The sequence below is a fragment of the Thermodesulfobacterium hveragerdense DSM 12571 genome (genome assembly GCF_000423845.1).
GTDB classification, from domain to species: domain Bacteria; phylum Desulfobacterota; class Thermodesulfobacteria; order Thermodesulfobacteriales; family Thermodesulfobacteriaceae; genus Thermodesulfobacterium; species Thermodesulfobacterium hveragerdense.
This window is the reverse complement of sequence record NZ_AUIT01000024.1, coordinates 1-18,579: the sequence shown is the minus strand read 5'-3', so window position 1 is coordinate 18,579 and position 18,579 is coordinate 1. Positions and strand designations below refer to the sequence as shown.

The window sequence follows — 18,579 nt, the reverse complement described above, 5'->3', positions numbered from 1 at the left end:
CCTCCTGTTTTTATTTATTATTTAATTATCACAAAATCAACTCTTCTGTTAATAGCCCAACATGTTTCGTTAGAACACTTAGCTAAGGGTCTTTCTTCTCCAAAACTGATGGTGTTAATCCTTTCTTCATCTACTCCTAACTTCATAAGCATCTTTTTTACCTCTTGAGCTCTTTTAGCACCTAAAGCCATGTTGTATTCGTTGGTACCTCTTTCATCGCAGTTTCCCTGTAACTCAACCTTCAAATCTTTGTGCTTAAGAAGGTATTTAACGTTATGTTTAATAGGTTCCCACATATCTTCTTTTATGGAATAATCGTCATAATCAAAAAAAACTGCCTTAAGAGGAGAGGTGCTTCTTCCATAAACTTTCCATCTTTCCCAGTCTTCTTTTTCTGAGACTTTAGACTCTTCAGAAGAAAACACCTGATTTTGTTCTGTTTCTGAAGGAGCTTTAGGCTGAGAAACAGGGGGTGTAGACTCTTTCTGAGGTTGATAAACAGGAGCTTGTGATTCTCCAAGTATAGGTGGAACCTCCTTTTTTGCGCATCCAGAAAATAAAAGGATAACACCTATTAAAAGCCACCATCTAACCATAGGTCTCCCCTTATTCCCAGCAATAACCTACTATGTCTAATTCTAACAAAAACTCACCTAATAAAAACTCCAGTTGTTTTCTAATATATCGCGTTATTTCATAAAGTAAAGTAAGCTCTTCGTTAAGCACCTGGGTTACTAAAGCATACTCAGAGTGAGAAAGTTTATTTAACAAACGACGACAAAAATAGTCTCTACAGATAAAAGGTCTGGCAAAGATCTTACATCCTGTAGGACCGACAAAAAAACATCTTAAAGGAATCTCTCTCTCCTTGGGAACGTCTTTTTTTAAGAAAAAGTTTAATAATAAAATATTTACAGTTACCTCTGCCTCAATACCAGCCTTACAACAACCTTTTTTATCTATAACTGAGCAAACATAACATTCGTTAAATGTTTCTAAGTTTGACATCGTCTGGTTTGACAACAAAACTGCGTTTTCGTACCTTTTTAAAAGTTTTAAAAACTTTGAGTCTTTATAAAAATAGTCGTTCCAATGCTCAAAAAGCTCTTCAGCTACTTTAATTTTTTCTTTCATCAAAGCAGTAGGATCTGGTTCTAAATGTTTAATCAGCTTTAAATTTTTTAACATAATTGGCCTTACTATGAAAATTTTAATAAAAAAGATTTTAATTTAAAAGAAAAAAAATAAAAGATAAGATGATGATAAACCAGGTTGGTTTAAACAAAATGCTTATAAGGTGCAAAATATCAAGGATAGGGGGTTTAAAACTTTTGTCAGAAAGTTTTAAATAACCTTATTCAAAAGCATGTCGAAAACTTTTAAAAATTTAAACATAGTTTTAAACATGTTTTTGGTTTCTCTTTAGACAAAGATTTTGACCTTTGGATTGACGAAAATCGTTTTTTGAGCTAAAACTTATAAACTTAAAAACATCTTAAAGAGGCTTTTATGAAAAAAAAGTTAGACCCAACAAAACTTTCTACCTGGGAGATAGCCTATCAAGCCGAAAAAAATCTAAAAAAGGTTTTTGAACTGGCAGAAGAAATCGGACTTCTCTCAGAAGAAGTAATACCTTATGGCTATTACCTGGCTAAAGTTGATTATCTTAAAGTAACCCAAAGGTTACAAAATAAAACTTACGGAAAATATATCGATGTTACGGCGATAGTGCCTACTCCTTTTGGAGAAGGAAAAACTACCACCACGATAGGACTTATTCAAGGACTTGCTAAAAAAGGAAAAAGGGTAAGTGGTGCTATAAGACAGCCTTCTTCAGGCCCAACTTTTAACCTAAAAGGAGGAGGCACCGGAGGTGGGTTATCTCAGGTATTACCTTTAGATAAGATTGTTTTAGGGCTTACTGGAGACATAAATGCGGTGATGAATGCCCATAACCTTGCTATGATAGCTCTTACCTCAAGAATTCATCATGAAGAAACGTATATTGACGAAGAGCTTTTAAAAATAGGAATTAAAAGGCTTAACATAGACCCTAAAAGGGTTGAATTTCCCTGGTTAATAGATTTTTGTGCCCAGGCCTTGAGAAAAGTTTTGATAGGACTGGGAGATAAAAAGAACGGTGTTTTGATGGAAAGCAAGTTTTGGATAGCCCCAGCTTCAGAACTTATGGCCATTCTTTCTATCGCTAAAAATTTAAAGGATCTAAGAGAAAGGGTTGGAAAGATTGTAGTAGCCTATGATAAAAGGGGAAATCCTATTACTACCGAAGACCTCGAGGTAGCAGGTGCGATGACTGCCTGGTTGGTAGAGGCTCTTAATCCAACCCTTGCACAAACTATAGAAGGACAACCTGTTTTTATTCACACCGGACCTTTTGCTAACATCGCTCTTGGCCAGTCTTCTATCATAGCAGACTATTTAGGGCTTAAGCTTTCAGAATATCATGTTACTGAGTCGGGTTTTGGGGCAGAGATTGGTTATGAAAAATTCTGGAACATCAAATGCAGGTTATCAGGTCTTATACCTCAGGCAGTAGTTTTAGTAATCACTTTAAGGGCCCTTAAATATCACGGAGGAGCACCTCTCCCTAAGAAAAACCAGCCTCTTCCTTCAGAATACCAGAGTTTAAGACCAGACCTGGTAGAAAAAGGCTGTGAGCTTTTAGCCTATTGTATAGGTATTATCCAAAAAAGTGGAATTAATCCAGTGGTGTGTATTAACCAGTTTCCATATGATTTTAAAGAAGAAATAGAGGTGGTTAAAAGATTTTGTGAGTACTTAGGGGTGACTGCGGTTTGTTCTAACCACTGGTTCAAGGGAGGAGAAGGTGCCCTGGAGCTGGCTGAAGCGGTGATAGAAGCCTGTGAAAAACCCAATAGTTTTAGCTTTCTTTACGATACCAAAGAGCCTCTTAAAGTTAAAATAGAAAAAATTGCAAAAGAAATCTACGGTGCAAAGGAGGTCTGCTTTACTCCCTTAGCCAAGGAAAAATTGGAACAGCTTGAAAAAGAAGACCTTACAGAATTTTTTGTTTGTATGGCTAAAACCAGCCTTTCTCTTTCAGATAATCCTGCTCTTAGAGGTGTTCCTAAGGAATGGGTTTTTAATGTAAGAGATATCATGGTTTTTAGAGGTGCGAGGTTTGTTGTCCCTGTTGCTGGTGAAATCAACCTTATGCCTGGCACAGTTTCTAATCCAGCTTTTCGTAAGATAGATGTAGATTTGAAAACTGGCAAAATCATAGGTCTTGAATAAAGGGGGTTAAAGCATGGAGCCGTTAATATTAAAAGGCTCAGAGATAGCCAAAAACTTGAGAGAACAAATCAAAGAAGAGGTAAGAATATTAAAGGAAAAATATGGGCTTATTCCAGGTCTTGTTACCATCTTGGTAGGACAAAATCCTGCCTCTGTTTCTTATGTTACAGCCAAACAAAGGGTAGCCAAAGAACTTGGTTTTTACTCGGTACAAGAAAACCTTCCGGAGGACATATCAGAAAAGACCCTTTTAGACCTTATAGAAAAATACAACCAGGACCCTTCCATTCACGGTATCTTGGTGCAGCTACCTCTTCCTAAACATATAGACGAAAAAAAGGTGATCTGTACTATCAACCCGAAAAAAGATGTCGACGGTTTCCATCCCTTTAATTTAGGAAGGCTGGTTATGGGACATCCTACTTTTATCCCATGTACACCTTATGGAATTCTGGTTCTTTTAAAAGAGGCTGGGGTAGAGGTAGAAGGAAAAGAGGTGGTCATCGTAGGAAGAAGTAACATCGTAGGTAAACCCCTGGCCCTCCTTCTTATGCAGAAACTTAAACCTGTAGGGAATGCAACGGTAACGGTGTGTCATACCGCTACCAAAGACCTTGTTTTTCATACTAAAAGGGCAGAAATCTTGATAGTAGCAGCAGGGAGACCAAGGTTTATTTCAGGAGAGATGGTAAAAGAAGGGGTTGTGGTAATAGATGTTGGGGTTAACAGGATTGGGACCACCCCTGAGGGTAAACCGATTCTTTGTGGAGATGTAGATTTTGAAAGTGTTAAACAGAAAGCCTCGGTTATTACTCCAGTTCCTGGTGGAGTGGGCCCTATGACGATTACCATGTTGATGAAAAACACCTTAGAAGCTGCTAAAGTGAGCCAAGGTCTTTCTGAAGAAATTCAGTTTTAGCTAAAAGCCAATCCTTGATCGGATTTTATCGATAGTGTTTTAGTATAAATATGTTATAATAGTTTTTTAAAATTTATACGATTGAGGTATAACTTTGGAAAATACTAAAGATCAGATAAAAAACTTAAGTTTACATCTGATTAAAGATTATGGTTTACAACTTTTAGATTTTAAAGGTGAAATTTTAAAAATAGATGAGGCTTTATCCTCAGGTAAAACGATAGATTTTACCAAGCCAGAAAATCTTCTTTTCTTGGCTCAAAGCTTAGGCTTAGACAGTAGTCTTCCCGAAAGGATTTTACTAACAAAAATCACACAAACCCTTATAGATCTGTTTTCTACTAAAGATTTAACAGAAAAGGTTGAAAAATTTTTCCCTGCTGAGGTTTTATCTAAGCTTAAAAAAGAAGGGCTTTTACTTAAAGGAATAGAAAGAGAGATAGTCCATACTTATGAAAATTTTCTCAGAGCTGAAGAAAAAGAAGAGCTTGTTAAAAGTTTGGTTAAACTTTCTCTTACCTATGTTTTTGGGTTAGCACTATTTAGGTCATACTTGAAAGATTTAGGTGTTTCTGAAGGGGATTCAAACGGTTTAACCTGTGCAGACCTGATGTATGCCCTTGGGGGAACTTTCAGGGCCTCTTTAAGTCCGATCAACGAAAACCTTAAAGCAGGTAATATCAAAGGACTGGTATTTTTTTATCATCTTACTTTAGAGGAACCATATCTTTCTTTGGTTAAAAACCTTTTAAATCAGAATATCTGGATATGGTCTGCAGGAAACGAAAGAGAAACCTTAAAATGCTTAGACCTTATTAAAGAAGCAGGAGAAGGGCTGAGACAATTTTTAGAATCCTTTGGTTTGCCTCCGGTTTTATGGTTAAGGAATGAAGTTGAGATTTTTTCTGTTGTTTTAGAGATGCTTAGTGCCGGAGGATTGGTTAAAGAGATTTCAGAGATACCTTTAGTTGCGGTCTACTGTAGTAAAAACGGTTTAGAAACTGTTAATCCTGGGCTTTTAGTTCCTGCTTTTCTGGGTTTAGGTTTAGAAGTTTTAGCCATAGGGAAGGACTTTTTACCTTTTAAATTGCTTGATGAAAAGGTTAAGGTATTTGAAGAAGGTCTTACAGACCAAATTTTACAGGAAATCATAGATAGGATAGAAACAAAAAGAAAGACTTTAGGAATTCACCAGCCAAAGCCAAGGGTGCTTTTTGATATGGAAATGCGAAGGTCTCTTTCTTTTTCAGAGCGCATGTCTTTTTGCCAACAGCTATTGTTAGAGAGGTTTAAAAACAGTCTTTCCTCTAAATTGCTTCCGTTTAAACGGGTTCAGCTGATCAGAGAAAGGTGTATCAACTGTTTTAATTGTGTAAAGATTTGTCCTTTTTCAGCCATGTCTATCAACCATGTGGCTAATAGGATTGTGGTAGACCTAAAGAAATGCACAGGTTGTGGCATCTGTATCGGTGAGTGTCCTTCTGAGGCGATCTATCTTCAAGTAATCTAAGTTTGTGGAGGCTTGATGAAAGGAAAAACTCTGGTGTTTGTTTGTAGAGAGCTTGTTTTAGAAGATGGGATTAAGGATAGAGAAGATATAGTTTTAAAGACCTTAGATTGTGCAGGAGATTTAACTGTTTTTGAGGTGTTGAAAGCTTTAGAAGAAGGGTTTCAACAGGTTTTTGTGGTAGGCTGTAAAAAAGGAACGTGTAAAAGCAGGATCGGGAACTTAAGGGCAGAAAAAAGGATGGCTACGGTAAAAAGATATTTAGGAAAATGGGCTGAAGGATATAGACTGGAGATGGTTTATCTTAGCAAGGAAAAAGGCCAAACTTTATTAGATCAGGTTTTTAAAGCTTAACGGAGAAAAAGTTATGGTAATTACCGAATTAAAGCCTATCGAAAAGATTTGGCAAAACATAGCAGGCTTCCGTAAGGTTTTAGTTTTAGGATGTAGAGGGTGTTCAGGGATTTGCTCTACCGGAGGAGACAGAGAGGTAAAGTTGCTGGTCTCGGCATTAAATCTTATAGCAGAAAAAGAAGGGAAAAACTTTATTGCTCTCGGACAAACCCTTATTAGACAGTGTGACCCTGTTGCTTTGAAGGTGTTGCCTGAGTTTCTTAAAGAGGTTGAAGCGGTAGTTAGCTTAGCTTGTGGAGTAGGGGTAAACTTGATAGCTGACCTTTATCCTGATTTAAAGGTTTATCCTGGAACAGATACCCTATTTATAGGGGCTCATCTTGGATTTGGTGTTTGGGAGGAAAGGTGTCGGGCTTGTGGGGATTGTTTTATCGATAAAACCGCAGGCCTTTGTCCTATAGCAAGGTGCCCTAAAGGGCTTTTAAACGGGCCTTGTGGAGGGTCTCAAACAGAAAGGTGTGAGGTAAACCCTGAAATTTCCTGTGTTTGGTATGAAATTATCATCAGGCTTGAAAAAAGGGGAGAGCTTGCAAGCCTTGATGAAATAATAGGTCCAAAGGATTGGAGATCAACTTTTGGCGAAGGTCCAAGAAGAAGACAAAGAGAAGACTTAACCTTTTAAAGAGGAGAGCTTGCGTGAAATTTAGAAGCAATTTAGAAAGGGTTTTAAAGTCTGGTTATATGGCCATTACTTGCGAGCTTGCACCACCTAAGAATGCAAGCCTTGAGTCGTTAAAAAAGAAAGCCCGTATCCTTAAAGGATATGTAGATGCTGCAAACATTACCGACTGTCAGGTTGCTATGGTAAGGCTTTCAAGCTTAGTTGGTTGTTTGGCTATTATGTCAGAGGGGATAGAGCCTATCCTTCAGATGACCTGCAGGGATAGAAACCGTATAGCCATGCAGTCTGATCTTCTAGGGGCTTGGGCCTTAGGGATAAGAAACCTTTTTTGTACCACAGGAGACCATCCAAAATTTGGAAATCATCCTCAGGCTAAGCCTGTTTTTGATTTAGACTCTGTGCAACTGGTGGCTATGGTTAATCAACTTAAAAAAGGAAGGTTTTTAAACGGAGAGGAGATAAAAGGAGAAAATCCTCGATTTTTTATCGGGGCAACAGAAAATCCTTTTGCCGATCCTTCAGAGTATAGAGTAAGAAGGCTTGCTAAAAAAATCAAAGCAGGGGCTGAGTTTATTCAAACCCAGTTGGTTTATGATGTAACCAAGTTTAAGCAGTTTATGTATATCGCCCATAACGAAGGTCTTACAGAAAAGGCCTATATCTTAGCAGGAATAGTACCTCCTAAATCTTTTCGGATGATAGACTACATCAAAAGTCACCTGCCAGGTTCTTGTGTGCCTGAAGATCTGGTTAAAAGGATGCGCGAGGCTAAAGACCCTTTAGAAGAAGGCATAAAAATAGCTGTAGAACTGATAGAAAAAATCAAAGAAATCCCTGGAGTAAAAGGATTTCATCTTATGGCTATAGGCTGGGAAGAATACCTTCCTGAAATCCTTAAAAGAACAGGCTTTTATCCTCGTCCATTTTTTCAAGATTTATTATCACAGGAGACCAAAACCTTTTCTTTGGGAGAACAAGAAAAAAAGCACTTAGAACAAGAAATAAAAAATTTGAAAGAGCATCTTTTAAGACTCGAAAGTTTAATTACTGGGAAAAAAGAAATAAAAGAAGAAGATTCAGAAAAGGTCAGTATTGCGATAGAGACAACAAAAGAAAAACCTTCTTCGGTAGTAGAGGGTTCTACAGAAACTACTTCTGCTTCTTTGGTATCAGTTAAAAAAGAAAGACTGATAAGTGAAAAACTGAGATCAAAGGTTTTATATCGGAGTTTATCTGAAAGGGCTAAGGGTCTTTCAGAAGATCTTTATCGTGAACCTGCTTCTGGCAGGATTAGAGAGGTTGTTTTTGGAAAAGGCGAGAAAGGGTTAAAAGTTGGAGGTGCTGAGGCCTTACCTTTTTACGGTTTTGAGGGTAGTTTAGGTCAACCTGTAAGGATAGCGATGGAAGTATTAGACGTGGTTCCTGAGGATTTTCCAGAGGTACTTGCTAAGTACTTTAAAGATGTGTGGAATGACCCAGGGGCCTGGGCTAAAAAATGTGTAGAAGAGTATGGGGCTGAGGCGATAGCTGTTTATTTGTTAGGGATAGACCCGAATTATTTAAACTTAGGGGCAGACCATGCTAAAAGGGTTATAGAAAAGGTTAAAAAAGCGGTAGATGTGCCTTTGATCGTATGGGGATGTGATAATGCTGAAAAAGATACCGAGGTACTTAGAGAGGTAGCAGAGGGAATCAAGGACGACAACATTCTTTTTGGTCCTATAGTGGAAGATAACTACCGTACCTTGGGAGCTGTAGCCTTAGGGTATCAAATGCCTGTGATAGCTCAAAGCCCTATAGATGTTAACATAGCCAAGCAGCTAAATATCTTGCTTGAAAACTTAGGAGTATCTTTAGAAAAAATTATCATGGACCCTTCGGTAGGTGCCCTTGGATATGGACTTGAATATACCTATTCTGTGATGGAAAGGATAAGGCTTGCAGCCCTTTATTCTAACGACGTAAAACTGCAAAATCCCTTTATCTGCAACGTAGGTAGAGAGGTCTGGAAGACTAAAGAGACCAGTCTTCCTACTGATGAATTCATGGGAGAAGCTGAGATGAGAGGGGTTATGATGGAGGTTATTACTGTCGTTTCCCTTGCGTTAGCAGGAGGCGAATTGTTTATTCTTAGACATCCTAAGTCCTTAGAGTTGGCTAAAAAAATATTTAATCTTTTCTGGCTCTCAGCCGAACAAAAACCCTAAGAGGTAAGCAATGTCTAAAATAGTCTGTGAATTAGGTATAAAAGGTGCTTATCTACTTTTTGAGAGGGCGTTAGAGGAGTATGAACAGGCGGTCAAAACCTTTGGTAAAGAAAAATCCATAGGTTTTCCCAATACTGCTTATTTTTTGCCTATAATCTATGCTATCTTAGGTTATCCGGTTAAAAAACTGGGAGATTGTGGAGAGGTTTTAGAAGAAATAAAGAAGCTCTTACCTAAGGAGGCTTCTTATGAAGTTTTTTACTGGGGCAAGGCTTTAGATGCAGGGTTGGTTGCGCTTTTTTCTGAGGAAATTATAGAGGCTATTAGATATCTAAAACAGCCGGACTTTTATTGTTATTCAGAAGACCCAGAGGAAGGGAAACTTTGGCTTGGGGCAGCAGATGACGTTGTTTTTAGGAAAAGAGGGGTTGAGTTTGTAGACGGAACCGCTCCTGGTTTTGCGGTTATTCTTGGGACGCCTGGAGATATAGAGGGTGCGATAAACATCATCAGGGACCTCCAAGAAAAAAATCTGTATGTGTTTTTGCATGGGACAGGGCAAGGTGTGAGTTTGGTAGAAAGACTTTTGCAAAAAGGGGTTCAGCTTGGCTGGTCCACTCGACTGGTGCCTTTTGGCCCAGAGGTAACCTCAGTAGCCTTTGCTATAGGTTTTGCTTGTAGAGTTGCTATGTCTTTTGGAGGGATAAAGCCAGGAGAAGGGCCTAAGAACCTTCTTTATAATAAAAACAGAACTTTTGCTTTTGCGTTGTCCTTTGGTGCTCCTTCTTTAGAAGTTGCGGCAACCGCACTTGGGGTCTTTAACTGGGGATGTCCAGTTATAGCCGATGTGGAACTTCCTGAAATAAAGATACCTGGGGTATGTCTTTATGAACACCTTGTCTCTAACGTACCCCTTGACAGGATGGTAGATACAGCTTTAGAGGTAAGAGGTCTTAAGATCACCTCGGTTAAACTTGACATTCCTGTAGCTTATGCTGCTTCTTTTGAGGGAGAAAGGGTTAGAAAAGAAGACCTCTATCTTGAATGTGGAGGAGGAAGAACCTTAGGGGTTGAGTTGCTGGTTTCAAAGCCTTTAGACGAAATAGAGGACGGAAAGCTCGAAGTATTTGGTCCAGATATTCCAGACCTAAAAAAACTTGAGGAAAAAGGCCCTCCTTATAGATTGCCTTTAGCAGTGGTGGTTGAAGTAGCTGGGGCTAACATGCAAGACGACTTTGAACCTATAATAGAGAGGCAGTTTCACTATTTTATAAACTATGCCCAGGGGATCATGCATGTAGGGCAAAGAAATTTAATGTGGCTTAGGATATCTAAACAAGCTGTAGAAAAGGGTTTTACGTTTAAACATTTAGGATTAATCCTATATGCCAAGATAAAAGAAAAGTTTAGTGCCATAGTAGACAAGCTTCAGGTAAAAATCTATACTCGAGAACCGGAGGTTAAAAAGGTTTTAGAGCAGGCTAAGGAGGTTTATCGGGTTAGAGATGAGAGACTTTCAGGGTTGGTAGACGAAAAGGTTGATGTGTTTTACTCCTGTACGTTATGTCAGAGTTTTGCCCCATCCCATGTGTGTGTGATATCCCCGGAAAGGGTGGGTATGTGTGGGGCTTATAACTGGCTTGACGGAAAGGCAGGTTATGAGATCAATCCTACAGGCCCGAACCAACCTATTCCTAAAGGGGAATGTTTAGACCCAGTTTTAGGATATTTTTCAGGGGTAAACGAGTTTGTTAAAGAGGCTTCCCGTGGGAAAATAGAGAAAGTAGCACTTTACAGTATTATGAAAGACCCTATGACTGCCTGTGGATGTTTTGAGTGTATTGCTGCGGTACTTCCTGAGGTGAACGGGGTTATGGTAGTTAACCGGGATTATACAGGCCTTACCCCTACAGGCATGAAGTTTTCTACCATGGCAGGCATGGTAGGTGGTGGGGTGCAAACACCAGGATTCTTAGGGGTAGCTAAACATTATATCGTATCTCCTAAGTTTTTGATGGCTGAAGGTGGAATAAAAAGGCTTGTGTGGATGCCTAAAAGTTTAAAAGAGGAACTCAAGGATAAACTAAAAATAATGGCAGAAAAGTTAGGAGTTCCTGATTTGATAGAAAAGATAGCAGACGAAACGATAGCTAACACAGAGGAAGAGATAAAAACTTGGGTAGAAAGGGTTAACCATCCTGTTTTAACCCTTCCTCCTCTGATGTGATGACAAAGAGATAAGCAACCTTTAAAGGGGTAGTTTAGATGGCACTCACCGGTATTCAAATCATGAAACTTCTTCCTAAGAAAAACTGTAAAGAATGTGGTTTCCCTACCTGTCTTGCCTTTGCGATGAAGGTGGCTGCAGGACAGGCAGAGATAGACAAGTGTCCTTACGTAGATCCTAAGGTTAAGGAAGAAATATCTGAAGCTACCGCTCCACCTATAAGAACGGTAGTGATAGGAACCCCTGAGGGCTCTTATAAGTTAGGAGGAGAAACTGTGCTTTTTAGACATGAAAAAAAGTTTGAAAACCCTCCACTTATCGGAACCTATCTAAAAACCTCGATGGAAGAAGAAGAGATTTTAAGAAGAATTAAAGCCTATCAAACCTTAAAGTGGGAAAGGGTAGGCAATGTCCTAAAACCTGAAATAGTTTGCATCAAAGATGAAGGAGATAAGGAGAGTTTTATTAGTTTGGTAAAAAAAGTAAGGGAAAACTTGTCTGAGGTAGCGATAGTTTTAGCCTCTTCAGATTTGTCTTTAGTCAAAAACGCTATAGAGGTTTGTGCTCCTTCAATTCCTCTTGTTTGTCCAGAACAAGCAGAGGATTTATCTTCTTGGGTTACTTTGGCTACAGAAAAAAAAGTGCCTTTGGTAGTTTCTGCCGCAACGTTAGGAGAGTTGGCTGGTTTAGTTGAAGGTTTAATTAAAGAGGGGGTAAGAGATCTGGTTTTAGATAGCGGAGCCCTTCATCCCAAGGAGCTTTTAGAAGATTTGGTGATCATAAGACGAGCAGCTGTGAAAAAACGCTTTAAACCCTTTGGGTTTCCGGTGATAACCTTTATGAATAGATATACAGAAGACCTGGTTGAGGAATATCTTTTAGCCAGCATCTATGTAGCAAAGTATGCAAGTATTATCTTACTTTCAGACCTGAAGCCAGAGCTTTTGTTTCCCTTGTTATTGGAAAGGTTTAATCTTTATTCAGACCCACAAAAACCTTTGGTGGTAGACGAAGGGATTTATCCTATAAACGGGCCGGATGAGTATTCTCCAGTAGTGGTGACCTGTAACTTTGCCTTGACATATTTTATCGTATCTGGAGAGATAGAAGGAAGTAGAGTTCCTTGCTGGCTTTTGGTAAAGGATACAGACGGGCTCTCAGTTCTTACTGCCTGGGCTGCAGGTAAGTTTAACGCCGATAACATCGCAGAGTTTGTTAAAAAAACAGGTATTACTGAAAAGATAAAACACAGAACATTGCTGATACCAGGTTATGTGGCTAACATCAAGGGAGAGCTTGAGGAGGAGCTTGGAGGTTGGGAGGTAGTGATAGGGCCAAGAGAAGCAAATGGGCTTCCTGTAGCCTTAAGAGAGTTGGCTAAAAGATTAAAGCCTTAAAAATTTTTAGGTTAATCACTGAGGAGGAAAGATGGAGAAAAAAGTGGTTTGTGTAGGTGAAAGCATAAACGTTATGTCTAAAACCATAGGACCAGCTATAAAGGCAAGAGACCCAGAGCCAATAAAAAAGATGGCAAGAGAGCAAAAGGAGTTAGGGGCTGACTATTTAGATCTTAATATAGGACCAGCTAAAAAGGAAGGAAAGGAACTTGCGGTTTGGATAGTAAGCTTGGTTGAGTCTGAGGTGGACCTCCCTGTATCCTTAGATACTACTAATGAAGAGGCTATGGCTGCAGGACTTAAGGTTTCGAAAAACCCACAGAGGTTTTTGATGAATTCTATTTCTGCTCAAAAAGAAAGAATGGAAAAACTTATCCCTCTTGCGGCAGAAATTGGATGTGAGGTTGTAGCCCTTTTATGGGGAGACGAAGGATTACCAAGAGATGCAAACGAAAGAGCCTCTTTAGCCGTAGACCTTATCATGAAGCTTAACGAGGCAGGGATCCCTAATGAAAAAATCTGGGTAGACCCAATCATCACACCTATTACCTTAGGGGCAGACCAAATAGTTGAGGCTTTAACTTTTCTTTCGATGCTTCAAGACCTTGCTCCAGGTGCCAAAAGCATCGTAGGACTTTCTAACGTTTCTAACGGAATTAACCCGAAACTAAGACCTTATCTTAACCGAGTGCTTCTTATGATGCTTATGAAGTATGACCTTTATGCAGCCATCCTTAATGTCTATGATAGAGAGCTGGTAGAGATAGCTAAAGGCTTACATCCAGATTGGGTAAACCTGGTAGGAAGGATTATGGATGGAGAAGAAATAGACCCTAAGGATTTAACCCCCAAGGAAGTGGAAATTTATAAAACTACCCAGGTACTTCTTGGTAAAACCATCTTTTCGGAGTTTTGGTTAGAATACTGATGAAACCAGAACTTCTTGACGTACAGAGTCTGCCTCCAGAAGAGAAAATAGACATAGATAAAGTAGGTATCAAGGGATTTAAACATCCTGTCACGGTCCTTGACAGAGAAAAGGGATTGCAACACACGGTGGCAGAGCTCAACCTTTATGTAGACCTTCCCTCTAAGTTCAAAGGTACTCATATGAGCCGGTTTATAGAGGTGATAAACGAGTTTAAAGGGGAGATTCATGTAAAAAACGTAATCAAACTTTTAAAAAAACTTACTCAAAGACTTTCAGCCAAAAGTGCCCATTTAGAGATGTTTTTTCCATATTTTCTGCAAAAAAAGGCACCTGTTACCCAGATTTCTTCTCTGATGGAATACCAGGGGATTTTGTTGGCTTCCTATTCTGAGGGTAGGAAAGATCTGGTGATTGGGGCCAAGGTACCGGTGATGACCCTTTGTCCTTGTTCTAAATCTATCAGTCAGTTTTCAGCCCATAACCAAAGAAGCCTGATTACCGTTAAAGTGCGGTTTAAAGAGTTTATCTGGCTAGAAGAGTTGATAGAGATTGCAGAAGGTTCTGCCTCAAGCCCGGTATATTCCCTTTTGAAAAGACCAGACGAAAAGTTTGTCACAGAGTTTGCCTATGAAAATCCGCGTTTTGTAGAGGATGTAGTCAGAGGGATAGCTAAACGGCTCTGGGAACATCCTGAGATAAAATGGTTTTTTGTAGAGGTAGAAAACTTTGAGTCTATCCATGCCCACAACGCCTATGCCTGTATAGAAAGAACCAAAAATGGTTCATAAAACCTATGAAAACCATCTCTTCAAGGTCAAACCCAACCTTTAAATTTCTTAAGGCTCTTAAAGAAATCAAAGGTAGGAAAGAACATCAGGCCTTTCTTGTAGAAGGGGTTTCTTTTGTTAGAGAACTTTTAGCCCAAGAAAAAAACAAAGTCCTTTGGGTAGTTTTTGAAAGGGGAGGGCTTAAGAAACTTAAGCCTTTGCTCAAACAGGCAGAAGAGGCAAAAATTTCGATCTTGGTTTTAGAAGACCCACTTTTTAAAGAGTTAGTTGTCTCAGATACCCCTCAAGGGGTTTTAGCGGTCGTTAAGTTTCCTATTTTTGAGGACTTATCAGAGAGGTTGGGAAAAACCCCTTGTTGTGTGGTAGTGCTGGAAGAAATACAGGATCCTTCTAACGTAGGGGCGATAATAAGAACGGCAGCAGCGGTTGGGGTGGCTTGTGTGTTTTATACTAAGGGTACAGCAGACCCTTTTTCCCCCAAGGCCGTTAGGGCAAGTGCTGGAGCTGTATTGCATGTTCCTGTGATAAAGTTTGAAAGATTGACAGAACTTGCTGAGGACCTTAAAAAAAGAGGTTTTGGACTAACAGCTACGGTGGTTAAGGGAGGTGAAGAGCTTTTTTCTTTTTCTTTTCCTCCCAAAACAGCCTTAGTTTTTGGAAACGAGGCTAAAGGACTTTCTAAAGAAGGGATGGAAGTCTCAGACTACAGACTAACCATCCCTATCGTAGGTAAAGTAGAATCTCTCAACGTAGCAGTATCTGCAGGTATACTTCTTTATCAGTGGTTAAAGGATAGATTTAACATAGTTAAAACCCAAATCAAAGGCCTTTAAGTTTACTTCATGTAGCTTTTCAGGTAAAAGTTCAAGCATGGCCTCAACCAGGGCATCTCTACCTAAAGGGAAGACCCCAAGAGAGGTTGCTGCTCCTAACATCACCATGTTTAACGCTTTGGTAGAACCTGCTTCTTTTGCTAAGTCTTCTCCAGGTATAAAAAACACATGTTTAAAATATGAGGTCATCTCTTCAAACAAAGGATTAAGGTCTGGATAGGTAGCTACCCCTTCTTTTACTGCAAGAGGCAAAATAGGGTCCTTACTTATTACAAATTTGGTTTCTTTTTTAGCCCTTTTAACAAACCTTAAGGCCTCAGCAGGTTCAAAGGCTACGATAAAATTTGCTTCTCCTTCTGAGGTATAAGGGCTTTTTCCAAAAAGGCAAATAGAACTTTCTACTACACCTCCCCTTTGTGCCATCCCATGGACTTCAGAAACGATAACAGGAATATCAGCCTTAATACAGGCTTCCCCTAAAACTCTGGTAAAAAGGATGATACCTTGTCCTCCTACACCTACCACCAATCCTTTTATCTTTTTCATGGTCTAACTCCCTTTTTGAGATTTAGTTTTGTATAAGATACAAGGAGCTTTTGCGATGATTACCGAAAGCTCCTGTTTTTCAAGTAAAGGCTGAACAAGTTCTTTAGCTTCTTCTTTTTTGTAAGGGTTTATTACCACATAGGGGATATCAAGGGCCTCAGCTATTTGGTGTATAGGTATGGTTGGGTGGTCCTGAATGATAGGTGATTTGACTGTTTGAGAAGGAACAGGTTGATGTCCAGTCATGGCAGTGGTGTCATTGTCAAGGACCACCAGTGTAAATTTATGTTTGTTAAACTTAGCGTTTACTAAAGGAGACAGCCCTGCATGAAAGAAGGTTGAATCTCCGATAAAAGCTACCACCCTTTGGTCTGTAGCTATATCAAAACCACAAGGAGCTCCTACGCTTGAACCCATACAAAGAAGATAGTCAGCCATGTTAAGAGGAGGCTGGATACCCAAGGTATAACAGCCTATATCTGTAGGATAAATGGTCTGTTCCTCTATTCCCATCTCTTGCAGTACTTCTTTTATGAGTTTATAGGTTTCTCTATGAGGACATCCTGGGCATAGAACAGGAGGTCTTGGTGGGAGAACAGCAGAAAAATCAAGGGGTGGAATCTCAAAGTTAATACCTTTTAGGTTAAAGGCGTTAACTAAGGCTTCTTTTACTTGGGTAGGGGTAAATTCAAAATACCTGGGTAAAAGTTTTTCTTTTTTACCTAAAATCTTGGTTTTAAGACCGTAATTATAAGCAAGAACTCTCAAATTTTCTTCTAAATAGGGCTCAAGCTCTTCTACCACAAAACATGTTTCTACCTGAGAAAGGAATTCTAAAGCCAACTTTTCTGGGAAAGGATAGGTAAACGTAAGGATAAGTAAAGAAACCTCATCCTGTAATCCTAAATCTTCTAAGGCATCTATTACATAGTTTACCGCAACCCCAGAGACACAGATCCCTAATTTTCCTCTGGGTATAAACTGGTTAAACTTAAAGGAGTTAGCCAAGTTCTGAAGTTCTTCTAATTTTTCTAAAAGAAGTTTATGTTCTTTTCTGGCTACCGCAGGCACTGGTACAAACCTAAAAGGGTCTTTTTTAAAAGTTCCTTTTTTAAAGGTTTGATAAAACTCAAAGGGAACACTCCCTACCTCTACCACTCCTCTTGCATGAGAGACCCTGGTTGTAGTTCTTAAAAGCACAGGTAATTTAAACTTCTCCGAAAGGGGAAAAGCCTCTTTGGTAAGGGCATAAGCAGTATGAGGGTCAAAAGCCTCAAACATAGGCACCTGGGCAAGTCTTGCATAATAGCGGTTGTCTTGTTCGTTCTGGCTTGAATGACAGGAGGGGTCATCTGCAGTAACCACCACCAAGCCCCCTTCCACCCCTACATAGGCAAGAGACATAAAGGCATCACTTGCCACATTTAACCCCACATGCTTCATACAGGTAATAGCACGTAATCCACAGGCAGAGGCAGCTCCAACGATTTCCATAGCCACTTTCTCATTTACAGCAAATTCAAAATAGAGACCGGCCAAATCTTTTTGCATCTGAAAAAGGTTATTTCCTATCTCAGATGAAGGAGTCCCTGGATAGGCCGCCCCAACCTGGACACAACTCTCTACTGCCCCTCGAACAATCGCCTCGTTTCCTAACAGAAATTTTTTACAGTTTTCACCTTTTAAAATAGGATGCATAAAACCCTCCAAAAATTAAACTTTTAATTATTTGGTTTTTTGCTTTTAAAAATAGAATAGTAGTATAATACGTTTTTTACATAGCTTTGAGTTTCTGGATAAGGAGGTATCCCTCGATAGAGTTTTACCTTTTCTGGGCCTGCGTTATAAGCTGCAAGGGCTAAAGTTAGCTCTCTAAATTCATCTATAAGCATCCTTAGGTATTTAGCCCCACCTTTGAGATTTTCTAAGGGATGATAAGGGTCTTCAACCCCTACAAGCCTTGCGGTTTGAGGCATAAGCTGCATGATACCCATAGCCCCTTTGGGAGAAATAGCCCTTGGGTTAAAGGAAGATTCAACCTTTGCGATAGCTTTAAGCAGGGCAGGGTCAAGAGAAAAATCCTGTGCTACCTTTTCAAACCAGTTTTCGTATTCTCCCGGTAGTTTGGCATAATTGTCAGAATAAGGGAATTTAGCTCCTAAGGATTTAGGGTTTAAGTTTTTAGGTTTTTCTTTAATATAAAGTTGGCAGTAGGAAGCATTTAGCTTTTGATTGCTAAAGAAAACCTCACCCGTCTCAAGATTTTCACACCTATAGATATGTGCTTGAGCATGAGAAAAAAGAAAAAAAAGAAAAAATCCTAAAACCACAAAGTTAAAGTTAAAAATTAAATACAATAATTTTTTTACTATACTTTTCATACTCCCCAATTATATCATAAAGTATATACATATGTCAATCCCCCGCATTCGATCAAAAAATATCTCTGAAATAAGAATGGTTAGATTAAAATTCTGTCCCTGAAGTTAAAATTCCTTCCCTAATAACCAATTTTTAAGAAACGGGGAGGGAAAGATGATTGCTAAAAAGGGGTCCTAAATGAAGTTGCTTAAAGAAGACCTCTTAAAACATTACCCATCTGAAGGTATCAACGAAACTAAAAACCTCTCCCTTGGCACCCTCAAAAGATTTCTTCGCTTGTTTGATAAACCCTCTTTTAAAAAGAAAACAAAAGGTCAAGCTTTTATTTATCGCCAGGTTTCTATATCAGCTGATTTTGGTAAGTATTCTCAAGTTGGTCCAGTATATATTGAAGTAGACTTTGTAGAAGACAATGGAGGTAATTCCTTTTCCTTTGGTAGTGTTTCATTAATTGTGTCTAAATTTTAGGGGTAAGGGCTTCCCCTGATAAACTTAAACTCAAAATTAAGAAGGAGGGGAAGCCTATGAAA

At 39.2% G+C, this 18,579-nt stretch carries 17 protein-coding genes; 12 read left to right on the top strand and 5 right to left on the bottom strand.

The window, feature by feature from the left end; all coding sequences use genetic code 11:
- Positions 1-17 precede the first annotated feature (17 nt).
- Together pal and G580_RS0107275 are read right to left on the bottom strand one after the other, a co-directional pair.
- On the bottom strand, positions 18-596 hold the full coding sequence (gene pal, locus G580_RS11075; RefSeq protein WP_051173234.1) for a peptidoglycan-associated lipoprotein Pal: 579 nt from the start codon (positions 594-596) through the stop codon (positions 18-20).
- 10 nt (positions 597-606) lie between these two features.
- Entirely contained in the window at positions 607-1,188 is a 582-nt protein-coding gene (locus tag G580_RS0107275; RefSeq protein WP_028841620.1) for a hypothetical protein, read from the bottom strand.
- Positions 1,189-1,509: 321 nt separating this feature from the next.
- On the opposite strand from G580_RS0107275, the gene G580_RS0107265 reads away from it, so the two are divergent.
- The 11 genes from G580_RS0107265 (at position 1,510) to G580_RS0107210 (ending at position 15,121) form a co-directional block, all read left to right on the top strand.
- Positions 1,510-3,276, top strand: a complete 1,767-nt coding sequence (locus tag G580_RS0107265) for a formate--tetrahydrofolate ligase (RefSeq protein ID WP_028841619.1) — start codon at positions 1,510-1,512, stop codon at positions 3,274-3,276.
- Positions 3,277-3,289: 13 nt separating this feature from the next.
- A complete protein-coding gene (gene folD, locus G580_RS0107260) occupies positions 3,290-4,195 on the top strand; it encodes a bifunctional methylenetetrahydrofolate dehydrogenase/methenyltetrahydrofolate cyclohydrolase FolD (protein ID WP_028841618.1) in 906 nt (301 codons plus the stop codon).
- A gap of 94 nt (positions 4,196-4,289) precedes the next feature.
- A complete protein-coding gene (locus tag G580_RS0107255) occupies positions 4,290-5,705 on the top strand; it encodes a 4Fe-4S binding protein (RefSeq protein ID WP_028841617.1) in 1,416 nt (471 codons plus the stop codon).
- 15 nt (positions 5,706-5,720) lie between these two features.
- Positions 5,721-6,056 carry a hydrogenase iron-sulfur subunit gene (locus tag G580_RS0107250; protein WP_028841616.1) on the top strand — a complete coding sequence of 112 codons (336 nt, stop codon included), beginning with the start codon at positions 5,721-5,723 and terminating at the stop codon, positions 6,054-6,056.
- Positions 6,057-6,069: 13 nt separating this feature from the next.
- Positions 6,070-6,738, top strand: a complete 669-nt coding sequence (locus G580_RS0107245) for a methylenetetrahydrofolate reductase C-terminal domain-containing protein (RefSeq protein WP_028841615.1) — start codon at positions 6,070-6,072, stop codon at positions 6,736-6,738.
- A 14-nt stretch (positions 6,739-6,752) separates the two neighbouring features.
- Complete coding sequence (locus tag G580_RS11325) at positions 6,753-8,945, top strand: acetyl-CoA decarbonylase/synthase complex subunit delta (protein WP_083960837.1); 2,193 nt, start codon at positions 6,753-6,755, stop codon at positions 8,943-8,945.
- Between the two features lie 10 nt (positions 8,946-8,955).
- Complete coding sequence (acsB, locus tag G580_RS0107230) at positions 8,956-11,172, top strand: acetyl-CoA decarbonylase/synthase complex subunit alpha/beta (protein ID WP_028841614.1); 2,217 nt, start codon at positions 8,956-8,958, stop codon at positions 11,170-11,172.
- A 38-nt stretch (positions 11,173-11,210) separates the two neighbouring features.
- On the top strand, positions 11,211-12,569 hold the full coding sequence (gene acsC / locus G580_RS0107225; RefSeq protein WP_028841613.1) for an acetyl-CoA decarbonylase/synthase complex subunit gamma: 1,359 nt from the start codon (positions 11,211-11,213) through the stop codon (positions 12,567-12,569).
- Between the two features lie 31 nt (positions 12,570-12,600).
- Complete coding sequence (locus G580_RS0107220) at positions 12,601-13,497, top strand: dihydropteroate synthase (protein ID WP_028841612.1); 897 nt, start codon at positions 12,601-12,603, stop codon at positions 13,495-13,497.
- Complete coding sequence (gene folE2, locus G580_RS0107215) at positions 13,497-14,288, top strand: GTP cyclohydrolase FolE2 (protein ID WP_038041847.1); 792 nt, start codon at positions 13,497-13,499, stop codon at positions 14,286-14,288. The genes G580_RS0107220 and folE2 overlap by 1 nt, the downstream gene beginning before the upstream one ends.
- Before the next feature lie 5 nt (positions 14,289-14,293).
- Positions 14,294-15,121: a TrmH family RNA methyltransferase gene (locus tag G580_RS0107210; RefSeq protein ID WP_028841610.1), complete on the top strand. Its 828-nt coding sequence runs from the start codon at positions 14,294-14,296 to the stop codon at positions 15,119-15,121.
- Here the strand turns inward: G580_RS0107210 and G580_RS0107205 are convergent.
- Genes G580_RS0107205 through G580_RS0107195 form a run of 3 tightly spaced genes read right to left on the bottom strand, consistent with a single transcriptional unit; the run spans position 15,074 to position 18,048 of the window.
- Positions 15,074-15,667: an indolepyruvate oxidoreductase subunit beta gene (locus G580_RS0107205; RefSeq protein WP_028841609.1), complete on the bottom strand. Its 594-nt coding sequence runs from the start codon at positions 15,665-15,667 to the stop codon at positions 15,074-15,076. The two genes, G580_RS0107210 and G580_RS0107205, sit on opposite strands and share 48 nt — an antisense overlap.
- A 3-nt stretch (positions 15,668-15,670) precedes the next feature.
- Positions 15,671-17,365 (bottom strand): indolepyruvate ferredoxin oxidoreductase subunit alpha, encoded by a 1,695-nt coding sequence (iorA, locus tag G580_RS10415; RefSeq protein WP_038041845.1) that lies wholly within the window; start codon positions 17,363-17,365, stop codon positions 15,671-15,673.
- A 23-nt stretch (positions 17,366-17,388) separates the two neighbouring features.
- Positions 17,389-18,048 (bottom strand): lytic transglycosylase domain-containing protein, encoded by a 660-nt coding sequence (locus G580_RS0107195; protein WP_083960836.1) that lies wholly within the window; start codon positions 18,046-18,048, stop codon positions 17,389-17,391.
- Between the two features lie 178 nt (positions 18,049-18,226).
- On the opposite strand from G580_RS0107195, the gene G580_RS0107190 reads away from it, so the two are divergent.
- Entirely contained in the window at positions 18,227-18,517 is a 291-nt protein-coding gene (locus tag G580_RS0107190; protein WP_028841607.1) for a hypothetical protein, read from the top strand.
- Positions 18,518-18,579 lie beyond the last annotated feature (62 nt).